At 74.1% G+C, this 17,214-nt stretch carries 14 protein-coding genes; 10 read left to right on the top strand and 4 right to left on the bottom strand.

The window, feature by feature from the left end:
• Positions 1 to 78 precede the first annotated feature (78 nt).
• The 3 genes from ACFV9Q_RS07520 to ACFV9Q_RS07510 all read left to right on the top strand — a co-directional run bounded on the left by ACFV9Q_RS07520 (position 79) and on the right by ACFV9Q_RS07510 (position 4,280).
• On the top strand, positions 79 to 1,158 hold the full coding sequence (locus tag ACFV9Q_RS07520; protein ID WP_377233878.1) for a DUF3048 domain-containing protein: 1,080 nt from the start codon (positions 79 to 81) through the stop codon (positions 1,156 to 1,158).
• A 163-nt stretch (positions 1,159 to 1,321) separates the two neighbouring features.
• The gene (locus ACFV9Q_RS07515) at positions 1,322 to 2,575 is read left to right on the top strand and encodes a DUF1611 domain-containing protein (RefSeq protein ID WP_377233877.1); all 1,254 of its coding nucleotides are present in this window, start codon (positions 1,322 to 1,324) and stop codon (positions 2,573 to 2,575) included.
• A complete protein-coding gene (locus tag ACFV9Q_RS07510) occupies positions 2,562 to 4,280 on the top strand; it encodes an ABC transporter ATP-binding protein (protein WP_377233876.1) in 1,719 nt (572 codons plus the stop codon). The genes ACFV9Q_RS07515 and ACFV9Q_RS07510 overlap by 14 nt, the downstream gene beginning before the upstream one ends.
• A 192-nt stretch (positions 4,281 to 4,472) precedes the next feature.
• On the opposite strand, the gene ACFV9Q_RS07505 is transcribed toward ACFV9Q_RS07510, so the two are convergent.
• Complete coding sequence (locus ACFV9Q_RS07505; protein ID WP_377233875.1) at positions 4,473 to 5,426, bottom strand: 1,4-dihydroxy-2-naphthoyl-CoA synthase; 954 nt, start codon at positions 5,424 to 5,426, stop codon at positions 4,473 to 4,475.
• Positions 5,427 to 5,494: 68 nt separating this feature from the next.
• Here ACFV9Q_RS07505 and ACFV9Q_RS07500 point away from each other — a divergent pair, with 68 nt between their 5' ends.
• A complete protein-coding gene (locus ACFV9Q_RS07500; protein ID WP_377233874.1) occupies positions 5,495 to 6,097 on the top strand; it encodes a gamma carbonic anhydrase family protein in 603 nt (200 codons plus the stop codon).
• Positions 6,098 to 6,109: 12 nt separating this feature from the next.
• On the opposite strand, the gene ACFV9Q_RS07495 is transcribed toward ACFV9Q_RS07500, so the two are convergent.
• Entirely contained in the window at positions 6,110 to 7,057 is a 948-nt protein-coding gene (locus ACFV9Q_RS07495; protein WP_377234167.1) for a DMT family transporter, read from the bottom strand.
• A 104-nt stretch (positions 7,058 to 7,161) separates the two neighbouring features.
• Here ACFV9Q_RS07495 and ACFV9Q_RS07490 point away from each other — a divergent pair, with 104 nt between their 5' ends.
• The 4 genes from ACFV9Q_RS07490 (at position 7,162) to ACFV9Q_RS07475 (ending at position 12,462) form a co-directional block, all read left to right on the top strand.
• Positions 7,162 to 8,142 (top strand): o-succinylbenzoate synthase, encoded by a 981-nt coding sequence (locus tag ACFV9Q_RS07490; protein ID WP_377233873.1) that lies wholly within the window; start codon positions 7,162 to 7,164, stop codon positions 8,140 to 8,142.
• Positions 8,139 to 9,929 (top strand): 2-succinyl-5-enolpyruvyl-6-hydroxy-3-cyclohexene-1-carboxylic-acid synthase, encoded by a 1,791-nt coding sequence (menD, locus tag ACFV9Q_RS07485; protein ID WP_377233872.1) that lies wholly within the window; start codon positions 8,139 to 8,141, stop codon positions 9,927 to 9,929. Before ACFV9Q_RS07490 ends, menD begins: the two co-directional genes overlap by 4 nt.
• A 156-nt stretch (positions 9,930 to 10,085) precedes the next feature.
• Complete coding sequence (locus ACFV9Q_RS07480; RefSeq protein WP_377233871.1) at positions 10,086 to 11,834, top strand: trypsin-like peptidase domain-containing protein; 1,749 nt, start codon at positions 10,086 to 10,088, stop codon at positions 11,832 to 11,834.
• A gap of 148 nt (positions 11,835 to 11,982) precedes the next feature.
• Entirely contained in the window at positions 11,983 to 12,462 is a 480-nt protein-coding gene (locus ACFV9Q_RS07475; protein WP_377233870.1) for a GNAT family N-acetyltransferase, read from the top strand.
• Positions 12,463 to 12,500: 38 nt separating this feature from the next.
• Here the strand turns inward: ACFV9Q_RS07475 and ACFV9Q_RS07470 are convergent, their stop codons facing one another.
• On the bottom strand, positions 12,501 to 13,130 hold the full coding sequence (locus ACFV9Q_RS07470; RefSeq protein ID WP_377228082.1) for a TetR/AcrR family transcriptional regulator: 630 nt from the start codon (positions 13,128 to 13,130) through the stop codon (positions 12,501 to 12,503).
• Positions 13,131 to 13,258: 128 nt separating this feature from the next.
• Here ACFV9Q_RS07470 and ACFV9Q_RS07465 point away from each other — a divergent pair, with 128 nt between their 5' ends.
• Both ACFV9Q_RS07465 and ACFV9Q_RS07460 read left to right on the top strand, forming a co-directional pair.
• Positions 13,259 to 13,852: a DUF6230 family protein gene (locus tag ACFV9Q_RS07465; protein ID WP_377233869.1), complete on the top strand. Its 594-nt coding sequence runs from the start codon at positions 13,259 to 13,261 to the stop codon at positions 13,850 to 13,852.
• Positions 13,843 to 15,561, top strand: a complete 1,719-nt coding sequence (locus ACFV9Q_RS07460) for a DUF6114 domain-containing protein (RefSeq protein WP_377233868.1) — start codon at positions 13,843 to 13,845, stop codon at positions 15,559 to 15,561. The genes ACFV9Q_RS07465 and ACFV9Q_RS07460 overlap by 10 nt, the downstream gene beginning before the upstream one ends.
• A gap of 96 nt (positions 15,562 to 15,657) precedes the next feature.
• Here the strand turns inward: ACFV9Q_RS07460 and ACFV9Q_RS07455 are convergent, their stop codons facing one another.
• Positions 15,658 to 17,157: an isochorismate synthase MenF gene (locus ACFV9Q_RS07455; RefSeq protein ID WP_377233867.1), complete on the bottom strand. Its 1,500-nt coding sequence runs from the start codon at positions 17,155 to 17,157 to the stop codon at positions 15,658 to 15,660.
• Positions 17,158 to 17,214 lie beyond the last annotated feature (57 nt).

Raw genomic sequence — 17,214 nt, 5'->3', positions numbered from 1 at the left:
GGCGTCGCGCGGATCTGTAAGGTGTGCGCCACACGGACCCCTCGGGGCTCGGCACCGAACACTCGCGGAGGAGTACCGATGACCACGCGTTGGAGGACGGCGGTCCGTGCCACGGGTGCGGCCATGGTGCTGGCAGTTGGGCTGACGGGGTGCGACGGGGGCCGCCCCGCCGAGGCGCAGTCGACGCCCACCACCACGGTGGCGGCCTCGGTCGAGGGCGACCGGGGCGGGCCGCCCGAGCCGGAGGTGCCGCTGGTGTGGCCGCTCACGGGGGTGCGAACCGAGGACGTCGCGCAGCGACCCGCGGTGTCGATCAAGATCGAGAACGCGACCGCCGCACGGCCGCAGAGCGGCCTGGTGGAGGCCGACATCGTGTGGGAGGAGGTCGTCGAGGGCGGCATCACCCGCTTCGTCGCCACCTACCACTCGAACATCCCGGACTCCGTCGAGCCTGTGCGCTCCATCCGCCCGATGGACGCCGCGATCGTGGCGCCGCTCGACGGGATCCTCGTGTTCTCCGGCGGGCAGGGCCCGTTCATCGCCGCGGCGCAGCGGGCGGGCACCCAGACGGTCATCATGGACAAGGGCGCCCCCGGCTTCCGGCGCGATCCCGGCCGGGCCGCGCCGCACAACGTGATCGGCCACGTGCCGACCTTCGTCGAGCAGGCCGACGGCAAGCGGACGAGCCCGCCGCCCGCCCAGTTCGAGTACGCCCGCAAGGTCGGCCGGGGTTCGGCGCCGCAGGACGGCAAGGCCGCGCGCTCGGTCGACGTGCGGCTGTCGGCGCTGCAGCGCACCGTCTGGACGTGGGACCAGGACAACCGGAAGTACCTGCGCAGCGAGGGCTCCGCGCCGTCCGTCGCCGCCGACGGCCGGCGGCACGCCGCGCGGAACGTCCTGGTGCTCTCCACCGAGGTGTTCAACACCAAGTGGCGGGACCCGGCCGGGGCGCCCGTGCCGGAGCACCGGCTCGCCGGGCGGAGCGGCAAGGGCACGCTGCTGTCGATGGGGCACGCCCTGTCCGTGACGTGGTCCAAGAAGGACCTGAACTCGCCGATCGTGCTGCGGGCCGGCGACGGCGAGCACGTGCTGCTGGACCCGGGGAACACGTGGATCGAGCTCGTGCCGAGGGGCAAGGGGAGCTGGCAGGTGGAGTGACCGGAGCCGCCGCCGGCCCGGGTATTCTTCCCGCACGGCGACGGCGTACGGCCGTCGTGGCTGATGAGAAAGCCTTCATCCGGGTCTCATCACGAGTTCATGGCGGGCTTGTTGAGTGACGACGTCGCACCATCGCGTCCCTCGACAAGAAAGCGTGGCCGCCATGAGCATCCTTGAGACCTCCCCGGAGCTGCGCGGGCTCGACCCGCGCCCCGTCGCCGCACCGCTGCGGGCCGACGCCGCCCCCGCGCCCGTGCGGATGCCCGACCCGGCCGCGCACCGTCTGCTGCGCGCCAAGAAGGCCTACTCCACGCGGTTCGTCGCCGCGGCGATCGAGCAGGACCCGGCCGCGTTCGGCCTGGTCACCGACCTGACCCGGGCACCGCGGCCCGGGGACGTCGTGCTGGCGCGCGTGGTTTCGATCGGCCAGCACCGCCGGCTCGAGTCGCCCGTCTCCCGGCGGCAGATCCTGTTCGAGGGCGACGAGATCGTCGTGGCGTACGGGTCGCGCTACGCCGCCGACCAGTTCCTCGCCGTGCTCCCGGAGGACCTCGGGCCGTGCCACCTCGCCGCCGCCGGCGGGCTCGCCTCGCGCGTGGTGGACCAGCACGCCGCGGTCAAGGACGCGACGGTGATCGAGCCGATCGGCCTGCTCACGGCGTCGGGCACCGCGTCGGACGCCGTCGTCAACCTCGCGGCCCATGCGCCGCACCGGGTGCGCGCCGCGGGGAGCACGAGCGGCAATGCCGCGCGCGTCCCGGTGATCGCCGTCATCGGCACGTCGATGAACTCGGGCAAGTCCACCACGCTGGCCTGCCTCGCCCACGGTCTGACCGCGGCCGGCCTCACGGTCCACGCCGGCAAGGCGACGGGGACGGGGGCGGGCAACGACGCCCACCACTTCGTGGACGCGGGCGCGAGCCACGTCCTCGACTTCACCGACTTCGGCCTGCCGAGCACGTTCGGCCTCCCGTTCGAGGACGTCCGCGACGTCTTCGCGACGATGGCGGACGTGCTGGCGTCCCCGGTGCGGCCGGGCGCCCCTGCGCCCGAGGTCGTGCTCATCGAGATCGCCGACGGCGTCTACCAGGGCGAGACCGGTCGCCTGCTGGTCGACGACGCGTTCCGTTCCGTGGTCGACCGCGTCGTTTTCGCGGCCGGGGACGCGCTCGGGGCGAGCGGCGGGGTCGCGGCCCTGCGGGCCCTCGGCTGCGAGCCGTCGGCCGTGTCGGGCGTGCTCACGGCCTCGCCGCTGGCCACCGCCGAGGCCCGGCGGGCGCTCGACGTCGACGTCGTGCCGACCTACGACCTCTGCCTGCCCGCCGTCGCGTGGGCGGCCGCGGGACTCGGGGACGCGGGACTCGGGGACGTGCGGCTCGGGGACGTGCGGCTCGGCGCGGGCCATGCGGTCGCGTGAGTCCGGTGCGGGGTCGCCCAGGCCGGGCGCAGGGTCGCCCGAGCCGGGCGGGCTGCCGAGGATCTTCGTCGGCGTCCGACGCCGCTGGGTCGTCGGCCTCGCCGCGCTCGGCATCGCCCAGGGCGCGCTCGGTGCGGTCGGCGCCTGGGCGCTGACGCAGCTCCGGCCGGGCAGCGGGTGGCCGGTCGTCGTCGCGATCCTGAGCATCGTGGCGACGGCGGTGGCGATCGGCGGGCTGCGCATCGAGGAGCGGGTCGTCGCCGAGCGGCTCGGCCAGGACTACGTGCGTGAGCTGCGTCGTGAGCTCGTCGAGTCCGAGCTCACGCCGGGCGGCAGCACCCACCTGGGCATCACCGTGGCCCGCACCACCAACGACCTCGCGAGCGTGCGCAACTGGGTGTCGCAGGGTGTCGGCCCGCTCGCGGCGGGCATCCCGCTCATCGCCGGGTCCGCCGTCGGGCTCACGGTGCTCGACCCGTTCCTCGGCCTCGGGTTCCTGCTCCCGCTGGGCGTGCTCGCCGCCGTCATGGTGCCCTGGGCGCGCACCGCGTACCTGAAGTCGCGGCGGCTGCGGCGCGCCCGCGGGCGGATGGCCACGCGGATCGCCGACACCGTCGGGGCCTCGGAGGGGATCATCGCGGCGCGCGGCGCCGGCCGCGAGCTCGACCACATCGACTCGGCGTCCGACGACGTGGTCGACCGCGCCGTCGACCGGTCGGCGACCGTCGGGGCGCTGCGGGCCGGGGGCACCGTCGCCGCGCTGCTCGCGACGCTCGCCGTCGCCGCCGTCGGCGTGGTGCGCGGGCTCGACCCGGCCGTCACCGTGGCCGCGATGGCCATGGCCGGCCTCGCCTCCACCCCGATCGTCGACCTGGGGCGCATCGTCGAGTACCGCCAGACCTTCCTGGCCGCCCGCGCGGTCCTCGTCCCCGCGCTCGCCGACGCCGCCCGCCGGAAGGCCGAGCACGAGCTGGCGAGCAGCACGGCGGCGCAGGCCGACGTGCCGGACGGCGCGGACGGGCCCGGCCGGGTGCACCTCGTGGTCCCCGGCCTCGTCCCGGACGGCTCCGCGCTGCGCGCCGGGCCGGGTGCCCGGATCCGCCTGGGCGGCGGGGATGCCGGTGGTCTCGGCGGTGACCCGGAGGCGCCGCTGCGCCTGATGCGGCGGGTCATGGGCCTCGACCTCGCGCCCGCCGGGGACACCGACGAGATCTGGGTGGCCGGCCGCAACCTGCGGGCCGTGGCGCCGGGGGAGGGCCGGGCGCTCGTCGGGCTCGCGACCCGGGGCAGCGTGTTCGAGCGCGGCACGCTGCGCCGCGCGCTGCGGTACCGCCGTCCGGACCTGGACGACGCCACGGCCGACGCGGTCTTCGAGGCGGTCGGCCTCGACGTCGGCCGGTTCCCGGACGGGCCCCGCACCGTGCTGCGCGCCGGCGGGGAGCCCTTGACCGTCGACCAGCGTGCCCGGCTCGCGCTCGCCCGCGCGGTCTACGGCGAGCCGCCGCTGCTCCTGGTCGCCGACCTCGACCGCGACCTGGACCAGGAGGGGCGGGAGCGCCTCGCGGGCGTCCTGGCGGGATACCCGGGCGCCGTGGTGTTCACGGGGTCGGACGACCTGGCCCGGGCGCTGGACGCCGAGGAGTTCCACCTCACGACCGCCCGGTCCCCGGTCACGCCGGCGGGCCACCCGGCGGACGCCGACTGACCCGCCGACGACCACCCGCCGCCGACTGACTCGCCGACGACCACCCGCCTGACTCACCACTCCGTTAATGCCGAGTCAGCCGGCTGGTCGGACCACCCCACTGACTCGGCAGACGGGGTTTCGCCGAGTCAGTGGGGTGGTCCGACCACCTGGCTGACTCGGCGAATCCTGTCAGGCGAGTCAGTCAGGTGGTCAGTAGTAGTAGGGGAAGGCCGACCAGTCCGGGTCGCGGCGCTCCAGGAACGCCTCCTTGCCCTCGACCGCCTCGTCCGTCATGTACGCCAGCCGCGTCGCCTCGCCGGCGAACACCTGCTGGCCGGCGATGCCGTCGTCGGCGGCGTTGAACGCGAACTTGAGCATGCGGATGGCCTGCGGCGACTTGCCGGCGATGATGCGTGCGTACTCCAGCGCCAGCCCCTCCAGGTCCTCGTGGGCGGCGACCTCGTTGACGGAGCCCCAGCGCTCGGCGTCGTCGGCGGAGTACTCGCGGGCCAGGAAGAAGACCTCGCGGGCGCGCTTCTGCCCGAGCTGGCGGGCGAAGTAGGCGGAGCCGTAGCCGGCGTCGAACGAGCCGACGTCGGCGTCGGTCTGCTTGAACTTGCCGTGCTCGCGGCAGGCGACCGTCAGGTCGGCGACGACGTGCAGCGAGTGCCCGCCGCCGGCGGCCCAGCCGTCCACGACCGCGACCACCACCTTGGGCATGGTCCGCATGAGGCGCTGCACCTCCAGGATGTGCAGGCGGCCGGCCTTGGCCGGGTCGATCGAGTCGGCGTGCTCACCCTCGGCGTAGCGGTAGCCGTCGCGCCCGCGGATGCGCTGGTCGCCGCCGCTGCAGAACGCCCAGCCGCCGTCCTTGGGGGAGGGGCCGTTGCCGGTCAGCAGCACCGTGCCGACGTCGGACGTCATGCGGGCGTGGTCCATGACCCGGTACAGCTCGTCCACGGTGTGCGGGCGGAACGCGTTGCGCACCTCGGGGCGGTCGAACGCGATGCGCACCACGGGCAGGTCGCGCGGCTCGGGGCCGCTGCGGTCCACGCCCCGGTGGTACGTGAGGTCGGTCAGGTCCTCGAACCCGGCGACCGTGCGCCAGCGCTGCGGGTCGAACGTCTCGGAGACCTGGCGGGGAAGATCGGTGCTCGTGCTCACGCGGACCAGCCTAGTTCGGGCGGTGTCGGTGTCGGCACCTAGGGTGGCGGCGAAGAGAGGAGCTCCACATGCTCGTTCGTCATCGCGGTCTCGAACCGTCGATCGATCCGTCGGCCTACGTCGCCCCGTCCGCGACCGTCGTGGGTGATGTCCGGATCGCCGCCGGGGCCAGGATCCTGCACGGCGCGGTCCTCACGGCCGAGGACGGCGCCGTCGTGATCGGCGAGGACACCGTGGTCATGGAGAACGCGCTGGTCCGGGGCCGCCGAGGGTATCCCGCCGAGATCGGGCCCGCGGTGCTGATCGGCCCGCACGCGCACGTCAACGGCGCCCGGGTCGAGGAGGAGGCGTTCGTCGCGACGGGCGCCGCCCTGTCCCCCGGCAGCGTCATCGGGGCCGGCGCGGAGGTGCGCATCCACGGGGTCGTGCAGATCAACACGGTCCTTGCCCCCGGAGCGCTCGTGCCGATCGGGTGGGTGGCAGTGGGCGACCCGGCGACGATCCTGCCGCCGGACCGGCACGAGGAGATCTGGGCGGTCCAGCGCGAGCTCGACTTCCCCGGCACCGTCTACGGGGTGGGGCAGGACGTGTCGATGCGTGAGCTCATGCGCGGACAGTCGGACTACTACGGTGCGCACCGCGACGATGCGCCGGTCGACGGGACCGCGTAGCGGCGAGGCGGCCTAGTTCGGGCGGTCCGGGTGCTGTGCCGGCGCGACGTCCTCCGCCCGGACCTCGGGGCGCGCGCCGCGCGTGGCTCCCACCGACGCGACGACGACGCACAGCACCGCGATCCACTGCGACCAGTGCAGCAGCTCCCGGAGCACGACGAGGCCGATGAGAGCCGCCATGGCTGGTTCGAGGCTCATCAGGATGCCGAAGACGCGCGGCGGCATCTTGCGCAGCGCCTCCAGGTCGAGCGAGTACGGGACCACCGACGACAACAGGGCGAGACCGAGCCCCGTGACCAGGACCCACGGCTGGACCAGCGCCGCTCCGCTGTCGGCCACGCCGGCGGGAACCGCGACCACCGCCGCGACGAGCATGCCCAGGGCCAGGCCGTTGCCTTCCGTGGTGTGCCGGCCCAGCGCCGCGCTGACCACGATGTACAGGCCCCAGCACACCCCGGCGCCGAGGGCGAACAGCAGGCCGACGAGGTTCACGTCGCCGCCACCACCCATGAGCAGGACCACGCCGGCTGCTGCGAGCACCGCCCAGAGCGCGTCCAGCCACCGCCTCGACCCGATCAGGGCCACCGCGAGCGGCCCGAGGAACTCGACGGTGACCGCGATCCCCAGCGGGAGCCGGTCCAGCGCCAGGTAGAAGCACAGGTTCATCAGGCCGAGGGTCAGGCCGTAGGCGGCGACCACGGTCCACGCCCGACGAGTCAGCCGCAGGGACGGCCGCCACAGGAGCAGCAGGATCGCCGCGGCGAAGAACAGGCGCAGCGCGACCGTCCCGAAGCTGCCCACCTCGCCGAACAGCTGCTTGGCCAGCGCGGAGCCGAGCTGGACGCTGACGATGCCGAGCAGGACGAGGGCCGTCGGCGGGACCCCGCCGAGGCCACGCCCCACCAGACCGGTCAGCGACATCCGAGCGGTCGGGCCGCGTCGATAGCCGTCGTCGTTCATGGGGGACACACGTGGAGTATCGACGACCACTGGGTCCGGCAACACATCATTTGGCCGCAGCCGAACGCGACCCGGGCAGCTACCCGGGTCGATAGCCTGGGGGCGTGCTGCTGATCGGTGAACCCGTGGTCTGGTCCACGCCCCTGCGGACCCGCTTTCGCGGGATCGACGTGCGCGACGGCGTGCTGCTCCGCGGCCCCGCAGGCTGGGGCGAGCTCTCCCCGTTCTGGGACTACGACGACGAGGAGTCCGCCACCTGGCTGCGCGCCGCGCACGAGGCCGCCCTCGTCGGCTGGCCCGACCCCGTGCGGCAGAGCGTGCCGGTCAACGTGACCGTCCCCGCCGTCGGGCCGGAGCGGGCGCACGAGATCGTGCTCGCGTCCGGCGGCTGCCGCACCGCCAAGGTCAAGGTCGCCCAGCGCGGCCCCGACGGCACGCTCGAACCCGTGGGCGCCGAGATCGAGCGGGTCGCCGCCGTCCGCGACGCCCTCGGGCCCGACGGCGCGATCCGGGTCGACGCCAACGCCGCCTGGACGCCGGACGAGGCACTGGCCCACCTCGCCGAGATCGACCGCGCCGCCGGCGGGCTGGAGTACGTCGAGCAGCCCTGCGCCGACGTCGACGAGCTCGCCCTGGTACGCCGCAAGCAGGACGTGCCCGTCGCGGCCGACGAGTCGATCCGCCGCGCCTCCGACCCGATGCGCGTGGTGCGCCAGGAGGCCGCCGACATCGTGGTCCTCAAGGTCCAGCCCCTCGGCGGCGTCCGTGCCTGCCTCGACCTCGCCGAGCAGGTCGGCCTGCCCGTCGTCGTCTCGTCCGCGCTGGAGAGCTCGGTGGGGCTCGTCGCCGGCGTCGCGCTCGCCGCCGCCCTGCCCGAGCTGCCGTACGCCTGCGGGCTCGCGACGTCCCAGCTCCTGGTGCACGACGTCGTCGCCGAGCCCCTGCTGCCGGTCGACGGCGCGCTCCCCGTGCACCGTCCGGAACCGTCGCCCGAGGCGCTCGCGGCCACGCCCGCCGACGGCCCGACGACCGCCCGCTGGCTCGCCCGGTACCACCGCCTGACCCGGATCCTGGAGGACGCATGATCATCCCGCCCGCCGTGGCCGCCGCCCGAGCACTCGTCGCCGACCTGGTCACCCGGGGTGTGCAGGACGTCGTGCTCGCCCCCGGATCGCGCAGCGCCCCCCTGGCCTATGCGCTTGCCGAGGCCGCGGACGCCGGCCGGCTCACGCTGCACGTCCGGATCGACGAGCGCGACGCCGGCTTCCTCGCGCTCGGCCTGTCCAAGGGTTCGGAGGGTGCGCCGGTCGCCGTCGTCACGACGTCGGGCACCGCCGTCGCGAACCTGCACCCCGCCGTGCTGGAGGCGAGCCACACGGGCCTGCCGCTCATCCTGCTCACCGCCGACCGGCCGCACGAGCTGCGCGGCACCGGAGCGTCGCAGACCACCGATCAGGTGGGCATCTTCGGCTCCGCGGTGCGGTACGCCGTGGACGTCCCGGCGCCGGCCGGTGGTTTCGGCCCGGACGGCCCGGCCGCCGGGTCCGGCCTCGACGACGGTGCGGTCCGCGACCTGCGGAGCGTCTCCGCCCGCGCGGTCAGCGCCGCGCTCGGGTTCCGCTCGGGGCACCCGGGGCCGGTGCACGTCAACCTCGCCTTCCGGGACCCGCTGACGCCGTCGGCCCCGCTGCCCGGACCGCCCGCGGACACCGCGCAGGAGGGGTACCCGAAGCCCGACCCGCCGCTCGTCGTGCCTGCCGTGCAGCAGCACTTCGGCTCGCCCGCGCTGCCCGGCGACCCGGCGCGCACCGTCGTCGTCGCGGGCGACGGCGCCGGGCCCGAGGCGCGGCAACTCGCCGAGGCGCAGGGCTGGCCGCTGTTCGCGGAGCCGTCGTCGGGCGCCACGGGCGGGCCCAACGCGGTGGCCGGCTACCGCCTGCTGCTCGGCTCCGACCAGCTCGCCGACGGCATCGAGCAGGCGGTGGTGCTCGGCCGGCCCACGCTGTCGCGGCCGGTGCAGCGGCTGCTGGGCCGCCCGTCCGTGGCGGTCACCGTGGTCGCGCCGGGCGCGGGTCCCTGGCCCGACGCCGCGCGCAATGCCGCCGTCGTGCTGCCGGGCCTGGCGCCCGTCTGGTTCGAGCCCGCCGCCGAGCAGCCGACACCGTTCCTGGAGCGCTGGCGGACCGCGGGCGACGCGGCGGCGCGTGTCCTGGACGACGTGACCTGCGACGACGCCGTGCTCGGCGGCCCGACCGCCCTCTCCGTGGCGCGTGCCGTGGCCCGGGTCCTGGGCCCCGCCGACCTGCTCGTGGTCGGCTCCTCCAACCCCGTGCGGGACCTGGAGCTGGTGCTCGGCCTCGACGGCGACGGCCCCGCCGTCCTCGCCAACCGTGGCCTCGCGGGCATCGACGGCACCGTCTCGACTGCGGCCGGCGTGGCCCTCGCCGCCGCGCGCCGCGGGCTGCGCACGCGCGCCCTCCTGGGCGACCTCACGTTCCTGCACGACGTCGGCGGCCTGCTGCGCGGTCCCGACGAGCACCAGGTGGACCTGGAGATCGTGGTGGTGAACGACGACGGCGGCTCGATCTTCGCGACCCTGGAGCACGGGGCGCTGGCCGCGACGAGCGACGCCGCGAGCGCCACGTTCGAGCGGGTGTTCGGCACGCCGCACGGGGCGAACCTGGCGCAGCTGTGCGCGGGGTACGGGGTGGACCACCAGCTGGTCAAGGACGTGCCGACCCTGCGGCACGCGCTGCAGGCGCCCAGCCACGGCATCCAGGTCATCGAGGTGCGCGTGCCGCGGGGCGACCGCCTGACGGAGTCGCGCACCCTGGCGAGGAGGGTCCAGGAGGCCGCCACCCCCGCCGTCTGATCGCTGAGTGCGGGCTATTTGCGCTCCAGGACCCTCCGGAAGCGCAGATACCCCGCACTCAGCGGGGTCTCGGGATATGCAGGGAACTCACAGACTCGTTTAAGGGTGGGACAAGGAACGGGGTGTCAACTAGTTCTGACTTCAAGGAGGGTCACGATGACCGAGCAGAACAGCACCACTCCGCAGCCGGACCAGCAGCCGTCCGAAGCGCAGCCGACCCAGCAGCTGCCGGTCGCCGGCCCGGCACCCGTCCAGAACGCGGGCGCCGAGCAGTCCCCGACCCCTGCGCAGTCGACGGCGCCCGTCCCCGCGCCGCCCGAGGGTGCGGCACCCCAGGGCTCGACGCCCCCGGGTGCGCCGCCCGCGGGCATGACGCCCGGCCAGCACGAGCGGGCCCAGGCCCCGGCGCCGGCCCCGCAGGCCCCGGCCCCCACGGAGCAGGTCCCGGCGCAGCACGTACCGACGCCGGCCCAGCCGGTCCACGCGCAGCACGCCCCGGCGCAGCACGCACCTGCCCAGCACGCCCCGGCTCAGCACCACACCACCCCCGTGCAGAGCGTGTCCCCCGCCGGCCCGCCGCCGTCGTCGTACGTCAACCCCTACGCGGCCCCCGCCACCGCGACCGCCGAGCCGCGGCCACGCAACCGCACCTGGGTCCCCGTGGTCGCCGCCGCCGCGGCCGCCGCGGTGCTCGCCAGCGCGGGCACGGCGGGCCTCATCACGCTCACCGACGGCGCGGACAACGCCACCTCCCTCGCCGACGTCGGGCAGACGAACAACCAGACCGTCCCCGTCAAGAGCTCGACGGTGGAGAACCCGGACTGGACCGCGGTCACCTCCGCGGTGCAGGACTCCGTGGTGTCGATCCAGGTCGAGAGCCAGGCGGGCGGGGCCGAGGGCTCCGGCGTCGTGCTGGACTCCCAGGGCCGGGTCCTGACCAACAACCACGTGGTCTCGGGCGCGCAGACCGTGCAGGTCACCCTGAGCGACGGCAGCGTGTACGACGCCAAGATCGTCGGCACCGACCCGACCACCGACCTCGCCGTCGTGCAGCTGACGGACCCGCCGTCGGACCTGAAGCCGGCGAAGTTCGGCAACTCGGACGACGTCGTCGTGGGCGAGCCCGTGATGGCGCTCGGCAACCCGCTGGGCCTGGCGAACACCGCCACGACCGGCATCGTGTCCGCCCTGGACCGCCCGGTCACGGCCAGCGCCGAGGACGGGTCCGACCAGGTCGTCACCAACGCGATCCAGATCGACGCCGCGGTGAACCCCGGCAACTCGGGCGGGCCGCTGTTCAACGCGTCGGGCGAGGTCATCGGCATCACGTCCTCGATCGCGACGCTGTCCAGCGGTGGCGGCGGGACGTCCAGCAGCTCCGGCTCGATCGGCCTGGGCTTCGCCATCCCGGGCAACCTGGCCACGCAGATCGGTGACCAGCTCAAGGAGAACGGCAAGGCGGAGCACGCGTTCCTCGGGGTCTCGATGTCGGACGCCACCGCGACGGCCGACGGTGTCACCCGTCGCGGCGCGGGTGTCGAGGACGTCGTCGCCGACTCGCCGGCCGGCAAGGCCGGGATCCAGCAGGGCGACGTGATCGTCGCGATCGACGGCGACGCGGTCAACGGGCCGGAGTCGCTCACGGCGTTCGTGCGGGAGAAGGCGGCCGGCGACAAGTCGGTGCTGACCATCGTCCGCGACGGCAAGACCGAGGAGGTCACGGTGACGCTCGCGGTGAAGGAGGAGACCGACACCAGCTCGGGCTCGCAGGACCAGAACCAGCAGGACCAGCAGGGCCAGCTGCCCGGCCAGCAGGACGGTCAGCAGAACGGCTCGGGCTCGGACCAGACCAACCCGAACAACATCCCGGACTGGCTCCAGCAGTTCTTCGACAACCAGGGCTGACCCGCCCCGGCTGCACCGTGTCAGACCCTCAGATCACGCGAGTGACCTGGGGGTCTGACACGTATTCGCGTTCAGCGGGTGAACTTGGCCCGACCGGTTTAGGTTGGTCCGCGTGTCTGGGACTGGGGCTGGGACTGGGACGTACACCGTGGTCAGGACCCTCGGGCGCGCGGATGCCGCGCACGACATCCTCGAGGAGCTGCCGGAGTGGTTCGGCATCGACCGGTTCACGCACGAGTACGTCGACGCGGCGGCCCGGTTCCCCAACTACCTCGCGGTCGCCTCGCCCTCCGTCGGGGCGGACGGCGGCGCGGTCCCGGCCGACGACGTGCTCGGCGTGCTGCTCCTGGACCAGCGCTACCCGACGTCGGCCGAGGTGCACCTGCTGGCGGTCCGGCGCAAGCACCACCGCACCGGTATCGGGCGCGACCTGATGGCGCGGGTCGAGGACGACCTGCGCGGCCAGGGCGTGCGCCTGCTCAGCGTGAAGACGCTGGGACCCTCGGCGCACGACCCCGGCTTCGACCAGACCCGCGCCTTCTACGCCGCCTGCGGCTTCCACCCGGTGGAGGAGTTCCCCGACCTCTGGGCGGACGACCCGTGCCTGCTGATGGTCAAGCCCCTCTGACGGTCAGGCCGCTCTGACCTGCCCGCCACGGGCCGGGCTCAGGCCTTGGCCCGTGCCCCGAACAGCGCCTCGGCGGCACCCGGCACCACGGCGGCGACGACGCCGCCCAGGCTGCGCTCGAGGTAGCCGACCAGCTCGTCGTCGGCGAGGTCGGAGTTGATGCCGCCGTCGACCAGGGCCTGCTCGGCGAGCGCCACCCAGGAGCGGACCGCGATGCGCAGCAGCTCGGTCTCCGGCACGCCCAGCTCCAGGAGGACGGCGAGGGCGCGCTCGGTCTGCTGGCGCCGTGCGTCCTCGATGACCGCGCGCACCTCCTCGTCGCCGCTGGCCGCGCCGCGCACGAGCGAGTAGAAGGTGGGGCCGTGCTCCCGGACGTACTCGACGAGCCGGGTCAGGGTGTTGGCCAGGCGGTCGGCGGGCGGGAGCTCGGGCTGCGGCTCCGAGGCGTGGAGCATCGAGTCGCGCGCACGGCGCACGATCTCGTGGTGCAGGCCGTTCTTGGAGCCGAAGTAGTAGTAGACCAGACCCGTCGAGACACCGGCTTCGGCGGCGATCTCCTCGACGGTCACCTCGGCCAACGGGCGGTCCGCGAGGGTCGCGACTCCGAGGGCCACGAGCTGGTTGCGGCGTTCCTCCGGGCGGAGGCGCGTGCGTCGGGCTGTTGCCATGAGTCGAGCATATCCGGCATGCTTTGCGCCGCCGTCAGGGGGTCAATTGACGGTGAGTCAGTAATCGCGCTACGGTCGCGGCGGGACGACGATGCCGTCGTCCTCACATTGGCATGAGGGGAACACCAATGAAGCTCAGCAAGCTCACGGGGACGCGTAGGGGCCGCGTGGCCCTGGCCGTCATCCCGGTCACCATTGCCGCCAGCGTCCTGCTCGGTGGGGTTGCACAGGGCGCAGTGCCCGTCTCGTTCGCCATCTCCGGCAGCCAGTTCAAGATCGGCGCCGACAAGCTCGCGGGCACCGGCTTCTCGCAGTACGCGGGCGTCGCGACCGCCTCCGACGGCACGCAGCACCCCGCCGCCATCGCGAACATCAAGGACGCGCAGCTGTACAACCTCTGCCAGTCGGTCGTGCAGGACACGCCGCTCGGCAAGGTGGGCCTGCTGATCTCCGCGGGCACCGGTGAGGAGCCCGCCAAGGCCACGGACCTGCAGATCGGCATGAGCGACCTGTCCGGTACCGCGATCTTCAAGAACATCCGCATCGGTGTGGACGCCTCGACGGTCAACACGACCAAGAAGGGCGACGCCGGCGACTTCGCCATGGACTCCGACTCGATCGACATCGACGGGCTCCAGCAGGTGTCGTGGAGCACGCAGGCCGCCGTCTTCCAGCTGACGGACCTCAGCCTCAAGATCACGGACGGCACCGAGTGCTTCTGAGTCCGGGTGACGGCCCGGCGTCCGCCGGCCGCCCCGGACTGCGCGCGAGGTTCGCCGACTGGCGCAGGGACTTCCGCCCCTGGCGCGAGCAGCGGCCCTTCGTCGGGGGCGTGCTGGTGGTGCTCGCGGGCCTGGAGATGCTCCTGTCCGGCCCCATCAAGCTGGACCAGCTCGGCATGAACGTCGTGCTGCAGTTCGGGGTCGAGGGCGCGCAGGCGACGATCCTGCCGCTCGCCCTGGTGCTGCTCGGGATCCTGGTGATCGCCCAGCCCGTGCACCGCATCTTCTACGGCGTGATCGCGCTCGCGATCTCCGTCTACTCGATCGCCGGCGTGAACCTCGGCGGCTGGATCGTCGGGTTCCTGCTCGGCGTGGTCGGCGGCATCATCGTCGTGTCGTGGGCGCCCGAGGCGGCGGAGGCCGGAACGGCCGAGGACGCCGGCGAGGCGGAGCCCGGGAGCGAGGCCGGGACGCCTGAGCCCGGGACGCCCGAGCCCGAGACGCGCGAGCCCGAAACGCGCGCGGACGAGACTCCCGAGACCAAGACTCCCGCGACCGAGACGCCCGCGGCCGACGACGCCCCGCCGGCCGACGAGCCCGCACCGAAGACCGCCGCCGAACCCGCCCCCGAGACCGAGTCGATCCCCAGGGTGGACTCGCTCAGCGGCGCGCTGAAGGCCCTGTCGCAGAAGTCCGCGGCGGTCGTGGTGGCGGGCGCGATGGCGGTCGGCGGCATGAGCCTGCCGGCGACCGCGTCGATGGCCGAGACCCAGGACGACTCGTTCTGGTGCGTCGTCTTCGGCGCGTGCGACGAGGGCGACGCGGAACCGTCCGCCTCACCCACGCCGTCGCCGAGCACGTCCGAGTCCGCGGGTGACGAGGCCGAGGACCCGGTCGGGGACGCGGTCGACGACGTCACCAGCGGCGCGACCGACCCGGCCGAGGGCGGCGACGCCGGCTCCGGCGACGCGGCGGACGGCGGCTCCGGCGACGACGCCGCAGCGGGCGAGGACGGCGAGCCCGAGTGCCAGGAGCCGACGCAGGACGGCGAGGTGCCCGCGGACGCCGCGGAGGAGGCCCCGAGCGACCCGTGCGGCGAGATCGACCCGCAGGCGACGATCGAGGAGGCGCTCCACACCGAGCTCGGCACCTGCGTGAAGGTGACGTTCGGCGGCAAGTTCGACCTCAACATCGACCTGCCCGGCCAGTGCGGCGCCAAGGAGGACGGCTCCGTCTTCTCGCTCCCCGCCGACCTGGAGAGCCGGGACCTCACGATCCCGCTCACGGGCATCAACGGGATCGGCCTGGCGAACGTGCCGGTCAAGAACGACGGCTCGCGCCGGGACGCCATCAAGATCTCGGCCGACAAGGTGGTCGTCGACGGCTTCTGGCTCAAGTCGTACGCCTACGACAAGGGCACGGTCGCCGGCACGGACACGCGCGCCAACTTCGTCTCCCTCGAGGGCAACGCGCACATGTACGTGTCGTCGATCCACGCGAACCTGCCCGACGGCCAGGACCTGCTCGAGGTGGCGACCAAGGTGCTCGAGGGCGCCTCGCTCATCGAGATCCTGCTGACCGCGACGGACGCGCGGATGGGCTTCCTCGGCGCGACGTCCGACCTGCAGGTCTGGGACACCTTCCGTGAGCAGGTCTGGGGCGACCCGACCAACCCGATCGGCAAGGGCCCGAGGGCAGGCGACGCCTGACCCCTCCCGTCTGACCAGACTCGTTGAGTGCTGGGTATCTGCGGTCCGGACGACGATCCGGCAACAAATACCCAGCACTCAACGAAGGGGGGTGGGTCAGGGCTGGACGCCTAGGGCGTAGCGCATCGGCTCCAGCTTGGCCTCGGACTCCGCCAGCTCCGCCTGCGGGTCCGACGCCGCGACGATGCCGCAGCCCGCGAACAGGCGGATGTGCCGCGGGTCGGTCGCGGAGATCTCCGCCGACCGCAGGGCGATGCCCCACTCGCCGTCGCCACCGGCCCCGACCCAGCCCACCGGGCCCGCGTACCGGGCGCGGTCCAGGCCCTCGATCTCGCGGATGAGGCTGCGCGCGGCCGTCGTCGGCGTGCCGCAGACGGCCGCGCTCGGGTGCAGCGCGGCGGCCAGCGAGAGGGACGACGGCGCCGGCCGCCCCGAACGGGCGCCCGAACGGGCGCCCGAACCGGCGCCCGATCCCGCGTGCTGGTCCGTCAGCACGCCGGTCACGTCCGTCGCGAGGTGCATGACGTTCGGCAGGTGCAGCACGAACGGGGCCTCGGGCACGTTCATCGAGGAGCAGAACGGCTCCAGGGCGGCGGCCACGGAGCGCACCGCGAACTCGTGCTCCTCGAGGTCCTTCGAGGACCGGGCGAGCTGGGCGGCGCGCAGCAGGTCGGCGTCGTCGGCGTCCGCCACGCCGTGCTCGCGGCGGATCGTGCCCGCCAGCACGCGCGAGGCCACGAGGCCCTTCTCGCTGCGCACCAGCAGCTCCGGCGTCGCGCCCACCATGCCGTCCACGCTGAAGGCCCAGCAGGCGTCGTAGGCGGACGCGAGGCGGCCCAGCAGGTGCCGGGTGTCGAGCGGGTGCTCGGCGGTCGCCACGACGTCGCGCGCGAGCACCACCTTCTCCAGCTCGCCGGTCTGGATCCGGGCGATCCCCTCGGCGACCACGGCGGGCCAGTCGGCCGCGCCCACGGCGCCGTCGGCCAGGACCACCCGGCCCGGCTCCGTCACGGGCTGCTGCGGGTAGGCCGACAGCAGGTCCTCGCCCACGGGGGCGGAACGGTCGCCCACCAGGGAGATCGTGGTCATCCAGGACTTCTCGCCCCGGCGGCCGACGACGACGCGCGGCACGATCAGCACGCCGCTGGCCCGCGCGGGGTCCTCGGACTCGTCGCCGGGGGAGACGTCGTCGAAGGCGAAGCTGCCGAACGCGACCAGCCCGCTGCCGGGCAGGTTGACGTCGTCGTGCACCACGGCGTTGTCGAGCACCTGGCGCCAGGCCTCGTCGGCGTCGGCGAACCGGCCGGGGCCGAACGTCTCGAACCGCAGCGCCTCGCCCCACCCCACGAGGCCGTCGCCGTGCCGCACCCAGGCCAGGGCGTTGGTGTCGGGGAGCCGGTCGACGAGCGCGGTCGGGCTGTCCGGCAGGTCGTCGGTCGCCACGGTGCGGACCACGAGCTGCGGGCCGTGCGGGGCGCCCGGCGGTGCCTCGTCGGACACGGGCGGTGTCTCGACCGCCCAGCCGTCGTACACGCTGGTGCCGGAGGGGGAGCCGGTGGGTGTGCCGGGAGTGCCGCCGGAAGGTGAAGCGATCATCGCTTTCAGGATAAGCGCGGGCGAGGGAGCCGGAGACCTGGCGTAGCGGAGGTCACA

This window comes from Promicromonospora sp. NPDC059942 (assembly GCF_042731755.1).
In the GTDB taxonomy this organism is placed as follows: Bacteria; Actinomycetota; Actinomycetes; order Actinomycetales; family Cellulomonadaceae; genus Promicromonospora.
The sequence above is the reverse complement of the archived record's forward strand: the minus strand, read 5'-3'. Positions and strand labels throughout refer to the sequence as shown.